At 58.7% G+C, this 15,294-nt stretch carries 16 protein-coding genes; 12 read left to right on the top strand and 4 right to left on the bottom strand.

Annotation, left to right across the window (positions count from 1 at the left end; translation table 11 throughout):
• Positions 1-4: 4 nt before the first annotated feature.
• On the bottom strand, positions 5-415 hold the full coding sequence (locus tag DWB63_RS07560) for a hypothetical protein (protein ID WP_128328213.1): 411 nt from the start codon (positions 413-415) through the stop codon (positions 5-7).
• A gap of 8 nt (positions 416-423) precedes the next feature.
• Positions 424-738, bottom strand: a complete 315-nt coding sequence (locus DWB63_RS07555; RefSeq protein WP_128328212.1) for a pyrimidine/purine nucleoside phosphorylase — start codon at positions 736-738, stop codon at positions 424-426.
• A gap of 110 nt (positions 739-848) precedes the next feature.
• Between DWB63_RS07555 and DWB63_RS07550 the strand changes: the two genes are divergently transcribed.
• Complete coding sequence (locus DWB63_RS07550) at positions 849-1,844, top strand: Gfo/Idh/MocA family oxidoreductase (RefSeq protein ID WP_128328211.1); 996 nt, start codon at positions 849-851, stop codon at positions 1,842-1,844.
• A 62-nt stretch (positions 1,845-1,906) separates the two neighbouring features.
• Here DWB63_RS07550 and DWB63_RS07545 read toward each other — a convergent pair whose 3' ends face one another.
• Positions 1,907-3,634, bottom strand: coding sequence for a 5'-nucleotidase C-terminal domain-containing protein (locus DWB63_RS07545; RefSeq protein WP_128328210.1), 1,728 nt, complete (start codon positions 3,632-3,634; stop codon positions 1,907-1,909).
• A gap of 192 nt (positions 3,635-3,826) precedes the next feature.
• Here DWB63_RS07545 and DWB63_RS07540 point away from each other — a divergent pair, with 192 nt between their 5' ends.
• Genes DWB63_RS07540 through DWB63_RS07490 form a run of 11 tightly spaced genes read left to right on the top strand, consistent with a single transcriptional unit; the run spans position 3,827 to position 12,555 of the window.
• On the top strand, positions 3,827-4,354 hold the full coding sequence (locus tag DWB63_RS07540; RefSeq protein ID WP_128328209.1) for a GAK system XXXCH domain-containing protein: 528 nt from the start codon (positions 3,827-3,829) through the stop codon (positions 4,352-4,354).
• Positions 4,355-4,378: 24 nt separating this feature from the next.
• Positions 4,379-5,539: a hypothetical protein gene (locus DWB63_RS07535; RefSeq protein WP_128328208.1), complete on the top strand. Its 1,161-nt coding sequence runs from the start codon at positions 4,379-4,381 to the stop codon at positions 5,537-5,539.
• A 19-nt stretch (positions 5,540-5,558) separates the two neighbouring features.
• Positions 5,559-5,825, top strand: coding sequence for an amphi-Trp domain-containing protein (locus DWB63_RS07530; RefSeq protein WP_128328207.1), 267 nt, complete (start codon positions 5,559-5,561; stop codon positions 5,823-5,825).
• 5 nt (positions 5,826-5,830) lie between these two features.
• The gene (locus DWB63_RS07525) at positions 5,831-7,486 is read left to right on the top strand and encodes a PhoU domain-containing protein (RefSeq protein ID WP_128328206.1); all 1,656 of its coding nucleotides are present in this window, start codon (positions 5,831-5,833) and stop codon (positions 7,484-7,486) included.
• Positions 7,487-7,504: 18 nt separating this feature from the next.
• A complete protein-coding gene (locus DWB63_RS07520) occupies positions 7,505-8,377 on the top strand; it encodes a GAK system ATP-grasp enzyme (protein ID WP_128328205.1) in 873 nt (290 codons plus the stop codon).
• Entirely contained in the window at positions 8,374-9,468 is a 1,095-nt protein-coding gene (locus DWB63_RS07515; RefSeq protein ID WP_128328204.1) for an HprK-related kinase B, read from the top strand. The genes DWB63_RS07520 and DWB63_RS07515 overlap by 4 nt, the downstream gene beginning before the upstream one ends.
• Before the next feature lie 10 nt (positions 9,469-9,478).
• Positions 9,479-10,663: a GAK system CofD-like protein gene (locus tag DWB63_RS07510; RefSeq protein ID WP_128328203.1), complete on the top strand. Its 1,185-nt coding sequence runs from the start codon at positions 9,479-9,481 to the stop codon at positions 10,661-10,663.
• Positions 10,664-10,692: 29 nt separating this feature from the next.
• Positions 10,693-11,118, top strand: a complete 426-nt coding sequence (locus DWB63_RS07505; protein ID WP_164879812.1) for an amphi-Trp domain-containing protein — start codon at positions 10,693-10,695, stop codon at positions 11,116-11,118.
• Positions 11,119-11,149: 31 nt separating this feature from the next.
• Positions 11,150-11,332 carry a hypothetical protein gene (locus tag DWB63_RS07500; RefSeq protein ID WP_128328201.1) on the top strand — a complete coding sequence of 61 codons (183 nt, stop codon included), beginning with the start codon at positions 11,150-11,152 and terminating at the stop codon, positions 11,330-11,332.
• A gap of 27 nt (positions 11,333-11,359) precedes the next feature.
• Positions 11,360-12,115, top strand: a complete 756-nt coding sequence (locus tag DWB63_RS07495) for a ParA family protein (protein WP_128328200.1) — start codon at positions 11,360-11,362, stop codon at positions 12,113-12,115.
• Positions 12,112-12,555, top strand: a complete 444-nt coding sequence (locus DWB63_RS07490) for an amphi-Trp domain-containing protein (protein ID WP_128328199.1) — start codon at positions 12,112-12,114, stop codon at positions 12,553-12,555. The genes DWB63_RS07495 and DWB63_RS07490 overlap by 4 nt, the downstream gene beginning before the upstream one ends.
• 176 nt (positions 12,556-12,731) lie before the next feature.
• On the opposite strand, the gene DWB63_RS07485 is transcribed toward DWB63_RS07490, so the two are convergent.
• On the bottom strand, positions 12,732-14,915 hold the full coding sequence (locus DWB63_RS07485; protein ID WP_128328198.1) for a glutamine synthetase III: 2,184 nt from the start codon (positions 14,913-14,915) through the stop codon (positions 12,732-12,734).
• Positions 14,916-15,294: the final 379 nt, after the last annotated feature.

The raw sequence follows: 15,294 nt of genomic DNA, 5'->3' as shown, positions 1-15,294 counted from the left end.
CCTCCTATTCAGGCACCTGGGACAGTACCTGCCCGACGGCAGCCGCGGTCAATATGGAAAAACACATCCGTGCCCGGGTCGCCCCGAAGAACACATCCAGATAGACTGTATCGCCGTGTTGAAAGCTGTCACCGTCCACGCCGGTCAGAAGCGGCAACTCGGTGGTCTCGGACAGGTCGAACTCCAGGGGGATCATGCCCTCACGCTCAGGGCCCATGACGGCCTGGCTCATTTCGGTGAGGGCCGCAGCCAGGGGTCCACAGGCAGCGAGCGCCACAGGAAGAAAAAGCTGATCGAACTGAAACAGACAGACTTGATGTTCATCCAGGAGCATGGCCTGAGGCTCCACGGACAATTCCTGGAACAGATACGGTCCCTTGTCGCCGAACTCGATTCTCTGGTCCTGATCCGACATATCCCCCCCTAGTCCAGGTAGGAGCAGCAGTAATCGGTGACCGCCGTGACCCTGAGCCGGAACTTGGCGTCGCCGGGCACATTGAAGCTCTGGCCGCCGACAACGGACACCCATTGGTCGGAACCGGGCAGTTGGACGGTCAGCTCCCCGGCCTGGATCTCCATGAGCTCGGGCTTGCCCGTACCGAACTCGTATTCGCCGGGCAGCATGATGCCGAGCGTTTTCACGCTGCCGTCCCCAAAGGTGACGGCACGACTGGTGACCTGACCGTCAAAGTAGATGTTGGCTTTTTTGGCCACGGTGACATTGGTGAATTCGGACATCGGCTCTCCGGCTGCTTGCGGTGAATTATTTTAAGGACATTCCCACTTGCATGGGGTCTAAATACAGCTATACTGAGTGGCAGCAACCACCGTCAACCCCTGGGGGCCCCATGAAGAAAATTCGCATAGGAATTCTGTCCACCGCCAAGATAGGCCTGACCAAAGTCATTCCGGCCATGCAACGATCCATGCACTGCGACGTGACCGCCATCTGTTCCCGCAACGAAAAATCGGCCCACATCGCGGCAAAAGCACTCAATATCCCCAAGGCCTACGGCAGTTATGAACAATTATTGGCCAACCCGAACATAGACGCCGTGTACATCCCCCTGCCCAACCATCTGCATGTCCAATGGGCCATGACCGCACTGGAAGCGGGCAAGCATGTCCTGTGCGAGAAGCCCATCGGACTGAACACTGCCGAGGCCAGAACCCTCATGGACACCGCCGCCAAACACCCGGACCTCAAGATCATGGAGGCGTTCATGTACCGCCACCACCCGCAGTGGATCGAAGCCGGAAAGTTAGTCACCACGGGAGCCATAGGCGAGCTGGTCACCATCCAGTCCTTCTTTTCCTATTACAACGCCAACCCGGAAAACATCCGCAACAAGGCGGACATCGGCGGGGGCGGCTTGATGGACATCGGCTGCTACAACATCTCGCTGTCGCGCTTCCTTTTCAGGCGGGAACCCGACCGCGTGGCAGGGTTCATGGACCTGGACCCGACCTTCGGCACGGACCGCCTCTTTTCGGGCATGATGAATTTTGCAGGCAAGGTCTCCACCTTCACCTGCTCCACCCAACTGGCCGAATACCAGAGGGTGAACATCCTCGGCACCACGGGCCGCATCGAAATTCTCATCCCTTTCAACGCCCCGCCCGACAAGCCCTGCACGATCATTCTGCAGGACGACTCCACAGACACCGTGGAAAATATCTCCTTCGACGCCTGCGACCAGTACACCATCCAGGCCGACCGCTTTGCCATGGCCGTGATCAACAACACGGACGTACCCACCCCGCTCAGCGATGCCCTGAACAACATGCATGTCCTGGAAACCCTGGTCAAAAGCGCCAAAACCGGCCAATGGGTGGCCTGCTGACCACGCAAATAAAACCGGGGGGAGGACTTCATGGCCCTCCCCCCGGACGAATTCGATCCGACCTACCGTGCCGGGATATAGGTCACGCCGTATGCGGCGAGCGGCGTAAGCGTCTTTTCCTTCTGCACGTATTCGATGAACGCCTCGGCATCGACAAATCCCGTGTCATAGCTGCTTGTTGCCTGCTTCATGACCTCGTAGCCGTCGCCGCCGGAAGCGAGAAATGAGTTGGTGACCAGCCGGTAGGACCGCGCCGGGTCGAGTCCGGCCCATTTGCCGTCTCGGCCCAGAACCTCCACATCGGTGATGCGTTCGCCTTCGGCCCTGTTCATGTCCGCAGTGTAACGGGCGCCGCTCATATAGGGAAAAGCCCCGCCACTTCGCGTCACGCCGGTCTCAAGGGCGGTCTTCACCTGCGCGCCGGTCAGGGTCAGAAGGATCAGGGTATTGTTGAACGGCATAAGGGTGTAGGCCGTGCCCACGGTGATGTTCCCCTGGCTGACGGAATCACGCACGCCGCCCGCGTTCATCAGGGCGATGTCCGCCGGTTCCTTGGTCGTGCCGAGCTTGGCGAGCATGGACTGGCAGACGATCGGGGCGATGAGGCTGCCGTGGGGCAGGGATTCCCCGGAATCGGTAAGGCCCGGCACCCGGATATGTGTCAACGTTGCAGCGGCGGTGCCGATGACATCGTTGCGCATGGCGTCCACGCCCTCGCTGAAGGGGCCGAGAAAGGTCGTAGCCCCACTGTCCGCAACCACCACTTCGGCCATGGGATTGGCCTTGATCAGGGCCAGCAGTTCCTCGCGGGGCGCGCCCGCAAGCTCGGCCTTCCTGCCCGCTTCGTTTTTGCGCTTGAAGGTGTCGGCCAGGATCAGGACCGGCTTTCCCCGGGCGGCGGTGGCATGGCCCTGATCATCAAAGGTCACGTCCAGACGGCCAAGGATGCGGCCCCATTTCCAGGCCGTGACCACATAGACGTCGTTGCCGTCCGCACCCTTGACCACGACGGGATAGTCCGCCTCGGGATGCAGACCCAACGCGCCCAGCACCTCGGAACCGCCGAGCAGGGAATGGGAATGACCGCCCACGATGACGTCCACGCCCGGCACTGAAGCAGCGAGCTTCTTGTCGGTCTCAAGCCCCACATGGGTCAGGAGGATGATCTTGTTCACGCCCAGGGCTTCAAGCTCTCGGACATATTTTAAGGCGGTCTTCGCCTCATCAGCAAACGTGACCTTGCCGGGGCTGGAGATGGTCGCCGTTTCCTCGATGGTCAGGCCGATAATGCCGACCTTCTCACCCTGGAATTCGGTGACGACATACGGCTTGACCCTGGCGGCCAGGGCAGGGACAGCGGACGCGTCCATGTTGGCACAGAGGATCGGAACCTTGGTATACTTGAGAAATCCGGCCAGGAAGTCGGCCCCCTTGTCGAACTCGTGGTTGCCGAGGGTCATGGCTGCAAAACCCAGGCGATCCAGTAGTTCCATCTCCGGCTTGCCGCCGTATTTCATGAAATAAAGATCACCCTGCACCGCGTCTCCGGCATGAAGCAGGACCACGTTCGTCCGCTTTCCGCGCACGTCATCCACGGCGGTCTGCAACCTGGCCCAGCCGCCCGTCTGCACATACGTCGAAGCTCCGCCGGGTGCGAGCTTGTCTCCGGTGGCGTCAAGATACGAATGTGAATCGTTGACATGCAGCACGGTCAGATCAAAGGCCAATGCGCACTGGGGCCCCAGAGCAATCACAAGGGCCAACAAACAACTGCTCATCATTTTAAACATAAGCTCCTCCCTTCATCCCATGCGCATATCAGGATTTGAAACCGAGGGAAACGGGTGCGGCGCATCCTGGATCGGAATCGTTCGTTTTTTTTCGCCACTGTGACGAATTGTTACGATTCCCCGGCGGCCATTGTATTGACGCCCAAACTCACGATACTGAGGTGGAATCAATTTTCTAAACGGAGTCCCCTGATGAACGACGACAACAAGCTGAACAGGTATGTGGATCAAAAAGAACTGGCCGACTTTTTCCGCACCTTGGCCGACGCCATTGAAAAAGGCGGACAGGACGAGTTCGCCTGCATCGACAATTTCAAGAAGATCAAGATCCGTGTGAAAAACGAGTTCGGACAGATCAATCTCAAAGCCAGAGTCAAGTCGGCCAAGCCGTGCGAGGTATCCGAAGACGAAACCGTGCAGGCCGTGGACGGAAAGCCGAAATACAGCGCACTCAAAAAGCGCATGAAATCAAGCTTCAGGGTGCTGATCAAGATGATTCACGACGGCATTGTTCCGCCGAAAGAGGCCGTTGAATCCTTCCTTGCCGACTCCGCACTCATGGTCACCTACGCCGGTTTCGGTGACGAGTACTACGAGAGTTACACCCTGGCCTGCGCCGCACTCAGGGAAGCGTTCGACTCCGGGGACATCGAGAAGATGCACGCGTCCGTGGACGTGCTGATCCATGAGAAGAGCCGCTGCCACGCCAAATTCGACTGAAACACCCGACCCAAAGCGATACAAATGAAATTGATCAAGACCGAAAACAGTGAACTCGAAGTCCGCGCCTTGAACGCGGGAACGGCCAAAGAGATAACCGAGGAAGACCAAACCAGATTCCTCCAGGTAGTATCCACAGACCTGGCACCGTGGCAGGTGGAGCAGGTGGTCACGCCCTCCGCAGTCCATGCCCGCCAGGAAGCCCTGCTGGCCGTGCACTGGCACCCGGAATTCGTGCCCATGGAGCACATCCGGAAACGGGTGGACGCCATGTTCCCCAACCGCACGGACGAATTGCTCATCCCCACCCAGCACAACGAACTGCTGAGCTGGGGCGACTACTCCGGCGTGGAGGTGGACTGCTTCTCGTCCGGCTTCAACCGCAAGGTGCAGTTGCTGCTCCACTTCGCCAACGACAGGGTCAAGGACGCGGGCGTGCTCAAATCCATGCTTGCGCACACCTTCAAATACCGCTCGGGCCAACTCTTCGAATTCATGGACACCATCACCAAACCGGTGGAGGGGCGCATCGACCGGGCGGCCAAGGCCACGGGCGCGGACAGCGACCTCATTGAATTCGTCCGCATCAACGTGTCCAAGATACAGCAGCTCCTGGATGAAAACTGGTCCGACATTCCGCGCCAATCGGTGAAAAACAAGCTCCTGCGCAACTGGTTCGACACCATGCGGGCTGACCTGGGCGACAACACCGTAGACCGGATTCAGGCCTACCTCAAGGAAGTCAAGCAACTGGTCAAGCAGGGCTTCAACCTGTCCTTCTTCTACCGGGCCAGCGAAGTGATCGAAGAAGTCCGCTCCCTGGGAGGATGCATCGTCATCCCCCACCCGGAACAGTTCTGGCCCATCCTGCTCCGCAACTACGACGTGGACGGCATCGAGGTCTGGAACCCGCAATCCCAGGAATACACCGAGTTTCTCATCTCCGTGGTCAACGAACAAAACGCGCGGCGCGACTCCAGGCGCGACATGCTCGTGTTCATGGGAGACGACTGCCACATGGGCGAAAAAACCAAACCTGCGGATCAACAGGATGAAGCCAAGGCAGCCCGCGAGATCGGGCTGCAACCCGCCTGGGACGACCTGAGTGTTCGCAAGCAACTCATCGTCAACAACATTTCCAGACGCACCATCATCAAGGAATACACGGACCGCCTGGCAGGCTAGTCCCCGAGGAAGCACAGACATGGCAGATGACAAGTTCATTTTCGATTCGCTGCAGGACAGCGACACCATCAAGGCTTTTTTGCAGGCACTCACCGAGGGGTTCGACAAGGGCTCCATCACCCTGGATACCAACGGCGACGAAATCCACCTCTCCCCCAAGGGTCTTCTCAGCTTCACGGTCAAGGCCAGGAAAAAGGGCAATGAGAACAAGCTCTCCATCAAAATTGCCTGGAAGGAGAACGCATCGGCCCTCTCCTCGCAATCGACCGCCCTCACGGTGAGCTGACAATTATGGTCACATTCGAAGGGCTGGACGAGAACTTCAAGTTCATCGTCCTCGAAGTGGAAAATCAGGCACGCAGCACGCGCAAGTTCCTGGCTTCACCGTCCAGGAAGCGGTATTCGAAAATCACCTCGCGCGACGACTACATAGACAACCTCAAGACCATCATCGAGAACAAGTGCTACTCGCGCATCCACTCGGACCGCACCCTGGACAAGAACCAGCTCAACAAGATCCGCGCCATGCAGGTCATGTGCGTGAATCTCGAGAAGATCGCCGATTATTTCGTCAACATCGTCAAGCAGATGCAATATCTCGACGATCAGTCGTTCATCCTGCGCTACGACTTCAACGAAGTCTTCGACATCATACTGGGGCGACTGGCCGTCATCCTGGAGGCCTTCCGCACCGAGAACATGTCCAAGGCCCTGTTCATCTGCAAGGCCGAACCCCTGCTGGACGATGCATACAAGGTCCTGTTTGACCGGGTGATGAATGAGATGGGCATGGGCCGGGAAGCACAGAGCCTGATAACCGTGATCTTCATATTCCGCTATCTGGAGCGGGTGGGCGACGCACTCCTGAATGTCGGCGAGGCGATCATATTCTCGCTTCTGGGCGAACGGATCAAGATAGAGCAATTCGAAGCCCTGCAGCAGACCCTGTCCAAGTCCGGGTTCAGCGACTCCTTTTCCGACATCGACTTCAGCGCCATCTGGGGTACCCGGTCCGGCTGCCGCATCGGCAAGGTCGAACCGCGCGACACCCCCGAGAACACCTCCAAAAGGAGGAAGCAGGGGTCCATCTACAAGGAAGGCAACCTGGAAAAGATCCGCAAGGAACGGGAGTCGATCAAGCGTTGGAAGCAGGCCTTCCCCGACCTGGTGGCCGACATCTACGGTTTCCACGAGGAAGCGGACAAGGGCTCCATGCTGGTGGAATTTCTCAACGGCTGCACCCTGGACGAGGTGGTCCTGTCCGGCGACGACGAGTTCGTGGGCAACGCCCTGTTCATCTTCGAAAGCACGGTGCTGGAGACCTGGACCACGACCATGGAACATTTCCCGGTCAAGACAAACTACATCGGGCAACTCCAGTCCAGGCTGGACGATGTTCTCCAGACCCACCCGGAGTTCTGGCGCACCCCCAAGACCCTGGGCGGTTCCGAGGTGAAATCCACCGAACGGCTGCTCAGCTCCTGCGCCGATATCGAAAACGAACTGGAAGCGCCCTTTTCGGTCTTCATCCACGGCGATTTCAACATCAACAACGTGGTCTACAACCATGAGGCCCAGCAGGTCCACTACATCGATCTCTACCGCTCGCGCGATTTCGACTACGTCCAGGACGCTTCCGTCTTCCTGGTTTCCAACTTCCGCATCCCGCTCTTCGATTCCGACCACCGGAACAGGATCAACAGCGTGATCAGACAATTTTACGGATTCGTGAAGGGCTTTGCCGAACAGCACGAAGACCACACCCTGGAGGCGCGCATGGCCTTTGCCCTGGCCCGATCCTTCTACACCTCCACGCGGTTCGAACTGAACTACAAATTCGCCAAGGAATTGTACAACCGGTCCATATTCCTGCTGGAAAAGATACACGATTACCGGGGCCGCAAGTGGGAACATTTCACTCTGCCCGAAGACGTCCTCTATTATTAGGCCACAAGGAGCATGCTCGTGAAAATCGGAGTCATAGGTATTGAAGGCGGCTGGTCGTCCGAAAAGCTGGCCGACACTGTCGCGGAAAAAACCGGCGGCGAACGCGTGCTCATCAACATGGAAGATGTCCGTCTGGACCTGCCGTCCGGCAACGCCTACTACAACGGCCACAATCTCACGGATTTCGACGCGCTCATCATCAAGAAGATCGGGGCACGCTACTCGCCGGACCTCCTGGATCGACTGGAAATCCTGCGCTATCTGCATGAAAGAGGACTGAAGATATTCAGTTCGCCCTACTCCATCCTGCGGGCCCTTGACCGGCTTTCCTGCACCATCTCCCTGCAACTCAAGGATATCCCCATGCCGCCCACGACCATCACCGAGAGCGTGGACCAGGCATTGATCGCCGTGGCCGACTACGGCGAGGCCGTATTCAAGCCGCTCTATACCTCCAAGGCACGGGGCATGTTCGTGCTCGAACACAGCCCGGATGCACGGGCCGCCGTCGAGAAGTACAAGGCGGAAAACCCGATCATGTACATCCAGAAAACCATCGACCTGGGAGAACTCGACCTCGGCATCGCCTTTCTGGGCGGCGAATACCTGACCACCTACTCCCGATGCAAGACCAACGGAGCCTGGAACACCACCACGGCCTCGGGCGGCAAGTACCGCGCCTACGAACCTTCCCCGGAAATCATCGAACTGGCCCGCAGGGCCCAGGCCGACTTCAACCTCGACTTCACCTGCGTGGACGTGGCCATCACCGACCACGGCCCGTACGTCTTCGAGGTCTCGGTTTTCGGCGGGTTCCGAGGCATTCAGGAAACCAGCGGCATCGACGCGGCCGCACGATACGTTGACTACGTCATGGAGAACATCAGATGAAGCTGACCGGCACCACTCGAAAGGAATTGGCAGCCGAAATCAAGGAGGCCGCCCCGGCCACACGGGAACTGCTCCTCCACTTCGGCGGCTGCATCATCCAGGCGAACAGCTCTTCGGACGAGCTCCATGCAGCCCTGGCGGGCTACTTCAAGGAATTCGTCACGGAACAGGGCATCCCGGAAATCGTCATTTCCGCCCACGAAACACCCTCGCCGGAAATGCGCCTCGACTTCAACGTCAAGCAGCCCGATTCCGGCAAGACCAGGATCAAGGAAGAATGGGCGGACCTGCCCGACGGTCGCGTCGTGCGCAAACGGCTCACCGGGATGCACTTCCTGTTCGGCCAGGGCGAGAACGTGGCCGTGGGCCCCTGCCTGGACAACAGCAACCAGGTCATCAATTTCATCAACAACCGGTTCATCGAGTGGAAGCTCAACCGGGGCGGTTTTCTCGGCCATGCGGCCGGTGTGATCCATAACGGGCGGGGTATTTCCCTGGCCGGTTTTTCGGGTGCAGGCAAGTCCACCCTGGCACTGCACCTCATGAGCAAGGGCACCACCTTCGTCAGCAACGACCGCATCATGGTCGAAGAGAACGGTGACGGCCTGACCATGTACGGCGTGGCCAAACAGCCCCGCATCAACCCCGGCACCGCCCTGCACAATCCCGATCTGAACGGCATTGTGGAACCGGATCTACGCGATGAGTTTCTGGACATGCCCTCGGATAAACTCTGGCAGTTGGAGCACAAGTATGATGCCCTCATCGACGAGTGCTACGGACCGGGAAAATTCGAGCTGCGCAGCCCCATGAACGCCTTGGTCATCCTCAACTGGACACGGAGCGGCGGCCCCATGAGAACGGCCATGGTTGACCCCATGAAACGAAAGGACCTGCTCCCGGCGTTCATGAAATCCACCGGCCTGTTCTACCTGCCCGAAAACCAGGACAGGCAATGCGACCCGGACATGGACGCCTACGCCAAACTGTTGCAAAAGACCGATCTTGTCGAGATCTCCGGCGGAGTGGACTTTGAGCAGGCATCCGATATATGTCTCAAGTACATGGAAACCGGCGAACTTGTGAGTTAACGGAGATCGTATGCGCGTACGTGTCACACGGGATGTCGAAATCCCCGACCCACGAAAACTGGAGCGGTACAGACGCACCCCGGAGCTGGGACCGTCCATCCTGTTCTTCAGTGGAGGCACGGCCCTGCGCGACACCTCCCGCGCGCTTATCCGGTACACCCACAATTCCATCCACCTGATCACGCCCTTTGACTCGGGCGGCAGCTCGGCCATCCTCCGGCAGGCCTTCGGCATGCCCGCCGTGGGCGACATCCGCAACCGGCTCATGGCCCTGGCCGACCAGTCCGTACTGGGCAACCCGGCCATATTCGACCTGTTCGCCCACCGCCTCCCGAAAGCGGCGACTCCGACGGACCTGCGCCGGGAACTGGACACCCTGGCCTCGGGCAAGCATCCCCTGATCCGACGCGTACCGGACCCCATGCGCAAGATCATCCGCAACCACTTTCACCAATTCGTGGAATTGATGCCCGAGGATTTCAACCTCAAGGGCGCGAGTCTGGGCAACCTCGTCCTGACCGCAGGTTACCTGTCCAACCGCCGGCAGATGGACCCTGTCATCTTCCTCTTTTCCAAACTGGTCCAGGTCTGCGGCCTGGTCCGGCCCACCATCAACAAGGACCTGCACCTGGCTGTCCGGCTCGAAAACGGGCAGGTAATAGTCGGCCAGCATCAGATCACCGGCAAGGAATCCGCTCCGCTCGCCTCGCCCATCAAGGACATCTGGCTGACACAGTCCCTGAACTCCGTCGACCCGGTGCAGCCCGCCATCCGCCGCAAGGTGGCGGAGCGCATCCTTGAGGCGGATCTGATCTGCTACCCCCCGGGCAGCTTCTTTTCCAGCGTGGTCGCCAATCTCCTGCCCGACGGCGTGGGCAAGGCCGTGGCCAGGAACCCCTGCCCCAAGATTTTTGTTCCCAACACCAGCGTTGACCCGGAAACCCCGAACATGAGCGTAACAGCCCGTGCGGACATGTTGCGCAGATCTCTCGTGGCGAGCGGCGCGCCGACCGGGTCGGACGTTCTGGGGCACGTGCTCGTGGACGGCACACACGGGGAATATCCGGGAGGCCTGGACCCGAAGGAACTTGAAAAACGGGGACTGACAGTGATCGACGCCCCGCTGGTGACCAAAGAAAGCGCGCCGTATATCGACGCGAAATGCCTGAGCGAAATTCTGCTGTCGCTATGCTGACGGCGCAACCCGTGCAAGGAGGAACTGGCATGGAAAAACAGAAAGTCGGCGTGACAAAGACCCTGGAATACGAAGATGCCGTGGCCTACCTGGAGGCCCTGACCAAGAGCTTCAAGTCCGGCACCATAGTCATTGAATCCGGCGAGGATCATGTGGTCATGAAACCCTCGGGCCAGGTCTCGATCAAGGTGGAAGCCAAGACCAAGAAGGACAAGCAGAAAATCGGTTTTGAGATCGCCTGGAACGATGCAGACGCCGCCGATCTCAAGATCAGCGACAGGGAGCCCGCAGGCGTGCCCGCCGAGAGAAAACCGGCTGAAGTCCCGGCAACCCAACAGAAGGCGGAAGTACCTGCCAAGGTGGAGCCGTCCAAGGCTCCGGCAAAGAAATCCAAAGAGAAAAAGCCCAAGCCCAAAAAAAACAAGGCAGCTCCGACTGCCGGCAACAAAAAATGAACGCGGCAGAATCCGCTTCAAGGGAAAAATCATGACTGACAGCTACAACGAATCCTTTGATTGGAATGAGGTCGTCGACCTTTTCGGCATTCAGGAAAGCTCGGAAATGCTGGAGCAGGACCGCGACAAATTCCTGGAAAAAATCAATTCCCTGACCGACAGGTTCGGCCGGGACTACGTGCTCAAGAAAATTGTCCTGCAAAACACCCACTAAAAGCACACGGCACGCACCGGGAGCGGAATGCGAATCATAGCAGTACTCAACCAGAAGGGCGGAGTGGGCAAGACGGCCACCACGGTGAACCTGGGGGCAGCCCTGATGCGCCAGGAGCGGAAGGTGCTGCTGCTCGACCTCGACCCCCAGGCGCACCTGACATATTCCCTGGGCGTCATGGCCCATGAACTGCCGCGCACCATGGGGGCAGCCCTGATGCAGGACTGCGGCCTGTCGGACGTGACCATGGAGCGGGGAGGCCTGCATGTGGTGCCCGCCTCCGTGGCACTGGCAGGCACCGAGGTCGATCTGGCAGGAACGGACAACCGCGAGACCCGTCTTCGAACCGCCCTGCAAACGGTTGCCGGATACGACTTCGTCCTCATCGACTGCCCCCCGAACCTCGGGCTGCTCACCCTCAACGCCATGGTCGCTGCCTCTGAACTGCTGGTGCCCGTGCAGCCGGAATTCCTCGCCCTGCAAAGCCTGGGAAAACTCATGGAAACCGTGGGCGCGATTCAGGGCGGCTGGAACCCCGGCCTGGCCCTGACCGGCATCCTGCTGACCCGATACCAGCGCACCAAGAAACTCAACCGGGAGATCCGGCGCAACATCAAGGACTATTTCGGCGATGCCCTGCTGGAGACGAGCATCAGGGACAACATCTCCCTGGCCGAGGCTCCGAGTTTCGGCCAGGACATCTTCACCTACAAACCCCGCAGCAACGGGGCCTCGGACTATCGCAACCTGGCCCTGGAACTGCTTCGCAGAGGTATTCCATGAGCGACGACAAACGGCTCGGAACCAATCCCCTGAACTGGGTCGCGCCCAACACCGCCCTGCCCAGGGATGAGCGGACTCCCGATACCGCCTCCGACAACAGACCTACCGCCGGAGCCTTCAACGGCATGTCGAGCGGATTTTTCCAACCCGCCGGGACGATCACCAAGGAGGATCAGATGGGCAAAGGCAAGATCAAGATCAAGCAGACCATGGACACCGCACAGGTCGTCGCCTACCTCAAGGATCTGACCCGGTCTCTGGAGTCCGGCGTCATCCGCGCGGAAAATGAGGAAGGAACCCTGGTCCTCGGCGTGGCCGACACCATGGAAGTGGAACTGAAGCTCGCCCGCAAGAAGGACAAGGCCAAATGCGCCATCGAAATGGAATGGACCGACGACGGCTCCAAGGCCGAAGGATTGATCATAAAAAACAGTGACTGACCCAACTTGTCACCTGCCGCCAACCACGAATCATCCATCCAATAAAAAATAGGCCTGCTGACCCGCCACCCCGCGAAGCGCGATAAAAAATTCTGGAGGGGGAGGCCAGAGGCTCCGAAAAAGAAAGGCTCCGGCGCAACCGCGCCGGAGCCTTTGAACTTACTTCTACAGCAATGCTACTTGATGAAGAGCATCTCCTGGTAGCTGGGCAGGGGCCACATGTCGTCGGCCACGATACCTTCCAGGGTATCGGCGACTTCACGGACAGCCAGCATGGCGGGCAGGGTCTTGGAGACCTTGTACTTGGCTTCGTCCTCTACCGAGGCGAAGTCCTCCTTGGCGATGATCTTTTCCAGGGCCACGATATTGGCCTGGAGGTCGCGCAACTTGTCGGTGACTTCCTGCAGCAAGGAGATGCGAGGCTCGACGCCGGCGGCCTTGATGGAGGCGGCGACAGTGGCCAGCTCGCCCTGGTAGCGGATGGCTGCGGGCAGGATGATGGTCTTGCCTATCTTGACTACCAGCAGGGACTCGGTCTGTATGTGCTGGTTATACTGCTCGAAGAAAATCTCCTTGCGGGATTCCAGCTCTTCCCTGCTCAGGACGCCGTACTTCTCGTAGACGGCCACGATGTCGTCATCGGTCAGGCAGGGCAACGCATCCGGGGTGGTCTTCAGGTTGGGCAGGCCACGCTTGGCCGCTTCCTTCTGCCACGCATCGGCGTAACCGTCACCGTTGAAGATGATATGGCCGTGTTTCTTCATGATGCCCTGGATGACGGTCTGGCAGGCTTCGTTGAGTTTGGCCTTCTTGCCGCCGGTGATCTTCAGGATCTCGTCGGTAACAAAGTCCAGGGACTCGGACATGATGGTGTTCAGTGCGACCTGGGCACCGGCAATGGACTGGTTGGAGCCCACGGCGCGGAACTCGAAGCGGTTGCCGGTGAAGGCGAACGGCGAGGTGCGGTTGCGGTCGCCGGAATCCATGGGCAGGGAAGGCAGGGTATCGACGCCCAATTCCAGGCACCCCTTGGAAGTGCAGCCCTTGAGGTCGCCCAGTTCGATCTGGTTGAATATCTCGGCCAGCTCTTCACCCAGGAAGATGGAGATGATGGCCGGAGGCGCTTCGTTGGCCCCCAGACGATGGTCGTTGCCGGCGGAAGCGACCGCAGCGCGGAGCAGTTTGGAATATTTTTCCACGGCGCGGATGGTGGCGGCGGTCACGGCCAGGAACTGCATGTTCTTGTGCGGGGTGTTGCCCGGAGAGTACAGCGACCCCTGGGTGGGAGTGGAGATGGAATAGTTCAGGTGTTTGCCGGAACCGTTGATGTTGGCAAAGGGCTTCTCGTGCAGCAGGCAGGCCATACCGTATTTCTTGGCAACGGATTTCAGGATGGTCATGATCATCTGGTTGTGATCAGTGGCCAGGTTGGATTGCTCGAAGACAGGCGCGATCTCGAACTGGCCCGGAGCCACCTCGTTGTGACGGGTCTTGACGGGCACGCCGAGCTTGTAGAGCTCGCGCTCGGCTTCCAGCATAAAGGCCAGCACCCGGCGCGGGATGGCGCCGAAGTAGTGGTCGTCCAGTTCCTGGCCCTTGGAGGGCTTGGCACCGAACAGGGTGCGTCCGCAAACCATCAGGTCGGGACGGGCAAAGTAGAAATTGCGATCAAGGAGGAAATATTCCTGCTCGGGACCGGCGTTGGACACGACCATGTTGCCGTCGTCATTGCCGAACACTTTCAGGAAGCGGCGACCGGCCTTGTTCAGGGCCTGGTTGGCGCGCAACAGCGGGGTTTTCTTGTCCAGTGCATGGCCCTTCCAGGAAACGAAAGCAGTGGGGATGCACAAAAAGGTGCCGTTGGGGTTTTCCAAAATATAGGCCGGGTTGGTCACGTCCCAGGCAGTGTAGCCGCGGGCTTCGAAGGTGGCGCGCAGGCCGCCGGACGGGAAGCTGGAGGCATCGGGCTCGCCCTGAATGAGCAGCTTGCCGTCAAATTCGGCAAAGGCACCGCCTTCGCCGTCAGGGGAAAGAAAGCCGTCGTGTTTCTCGGCGGTCAGGCCGGTCAGCGGATAGAAAACGTGGGTATAGTGGGTTGCGCCCTTGGACAGAGCCCATTCCTTCATGGCGGCGGCAACGGGACCGGCAATGGACGGGTCCATTTTCTCGCCGGTTTTCTTGGTCTTCATCAGGGATTTGTAGACATCCCCCGGAAGCATGGATTTCATGACCTTGTCGGTGAAAACGTTGGACCCGAAAACCTGCTCCGGAGAGGTCTCCGCAAAATTCAGGGGGCCGTTGGTGGGTTTGTAATTGGTCACCGCATTGATTGCGTTCTGACGAGTCTGGTATCCGCTCATGTAAATACTCCTTCAGGCATGTAAATATGGGTTTCTCCGGCGTCCGACCGGACCAAAGGGCGCCTGCCCCTTATTGTCTAGGTGCCCACTATACCAAGTTATATGCCAAACGATGAAAACACTGAATAAACAAATAGATACACTTGAAACGCTTTCTTGCAACCCTCAACAAAACTACAATAATGTAGTTTGGAGGTGCATTTGCACCCCTTTTGGATTACAATTTTGCAAAAAAATAAACTTTTTCTCACAACATACTGAATTATAATGTTTAAATAATCACATAAATGGGAACAAAAATTGCCGAAAACCCCAACTCCGCTGTCCCGACCGGGACGGGCTGGTGTCGGTGCCATATTAAATACCACAAATTTGGCAC

The sequence above is a fragment of the Pseudodesulfovibrio sp. S3 genome (assembly GCF_004025585.1).
GTDB lineage: Bacteria > Desulfobacterota > Desulfovibrionia > Desulfovibrionales > Desulfovibrionaceae > Pseudodesulfovibrio.
Note: the sequence above shows the minus strand (reverse complement) of the source record. Positions and strands in the feature narration are given on the sequence as shown.

What these genes read in the sequence shown, in the direction of transcription:
- DWB63_RS07560 (WP_128328213.1), bottom strand. Translation starts at nt 415, where the DNA reads ATGTCGGATCAGGACCAGAGAATCGAGTTCGGCGACAAGGGACCGTAT.
- DWB63_RS07555 (WP_128328212.1), bottom strand. Translation starts at nt 738, where the DNA reads ATGTCCGAATTCACCAATGTCACCGTGGCCAAAAAAGCCAACATCTAC.
- DWB63_RS07550 (WP_128328211.1), top strand. Translation starts at nt 849, where the DNA reads ATGAAGAAAATTCGCATAGGAATTCTGTCCACCGCCAAGATAGGCCTG.
- DWB63_RS07545 (WP_128328210.1), bottom strand. Translation starts at nt 3,634, where the DNA reads ATGTTTAAAATGATGAGCAGTTGTTTGTTGGCCCTTGTGATTGCTCTG.
- DWB63_RS07540 (WP_128328209.1), top strand. Translation starts at nt 3,827, where the DNA reads ATGAACGACGACAACAAGCTGAACAGGTATGTGGATCAAAAAGAACTG.
- DWB63_RS07535 (WP_128328208.1), top strand. Translation starts at nt 4,379, where the DNA reads ATGAAATTGATCAAGACCGAAAACAGTGAACTCGAAGTCCGCGCCTTG.
- DWB63_RS07530 (WP_128328207.1), top strand. Translation starts at nt 5,559, where the DNA reads ATGGCAGATGACAAGTTCATTTTCGATTCGCTGCAGGACAGCGACACC.
- DWB63_RS07525 (WP_128328206.1), top strand. Translation starts at nt 5,831, where the DNA reads ATGGTCACATTCGAAGGGCTGGACGAGAACTTCAAGTTCATCGTCCTC.
- DWB63_RS07515 (WP_128328204.1), top strand. Translation starts at nt 8,374, where the DNA reads ATGAAGCTGACCGGCACCACTCGAAAGGAATTGGCAGCCGAAATCAAG.
- DWB63_RS07510 (WP_128328203.1), top strand. Translation starts at nt 9,479, where the DNA reads ATGCGCGTACGTGTCACACGGGATGTCGAAATCCCCGACCCACGAAAA.
- DWB63_RS07505 (WP_164879812.1), top strand. Translation starts at nt 10,693, where the DNA reads ATGGAAAAACAGAAAGTCGGCGTGACAAAGACCCTGGAATACGAAGAT.
- DWB63_RS07500 (WP_128328201.1), top strand. Translation starts at nt 11,150, where the DNA reads ATGACTGACAGCTACAACGAATCCTTTGATTGGAATGAGGTCGTCGAC.
- DWB63_RS07495 (WP_128328200.1), top strand. Translation starts at nt 11,360, where the DNA reads ATGCGAATCATAGCAGTACTCAACCAGAAGGGCGGAGTGGGCAAGACG.
- DWB63_RS07490 (WP_128328199.1), top strand. Translation starts at nt 12,112, where the DNA reads ATGAGCGACGACAAACGGCTCGGAACCAATCCCCTGAACTGGGTCGCG.
- DWB63_RS07485 (WP_128328198.1), bottom strand. Translation starts at nt 14,915, where the DNA reads ATGAGCGGATACCAGACTCGTCAGAACGCAATCAATGCGGTGACCAAT.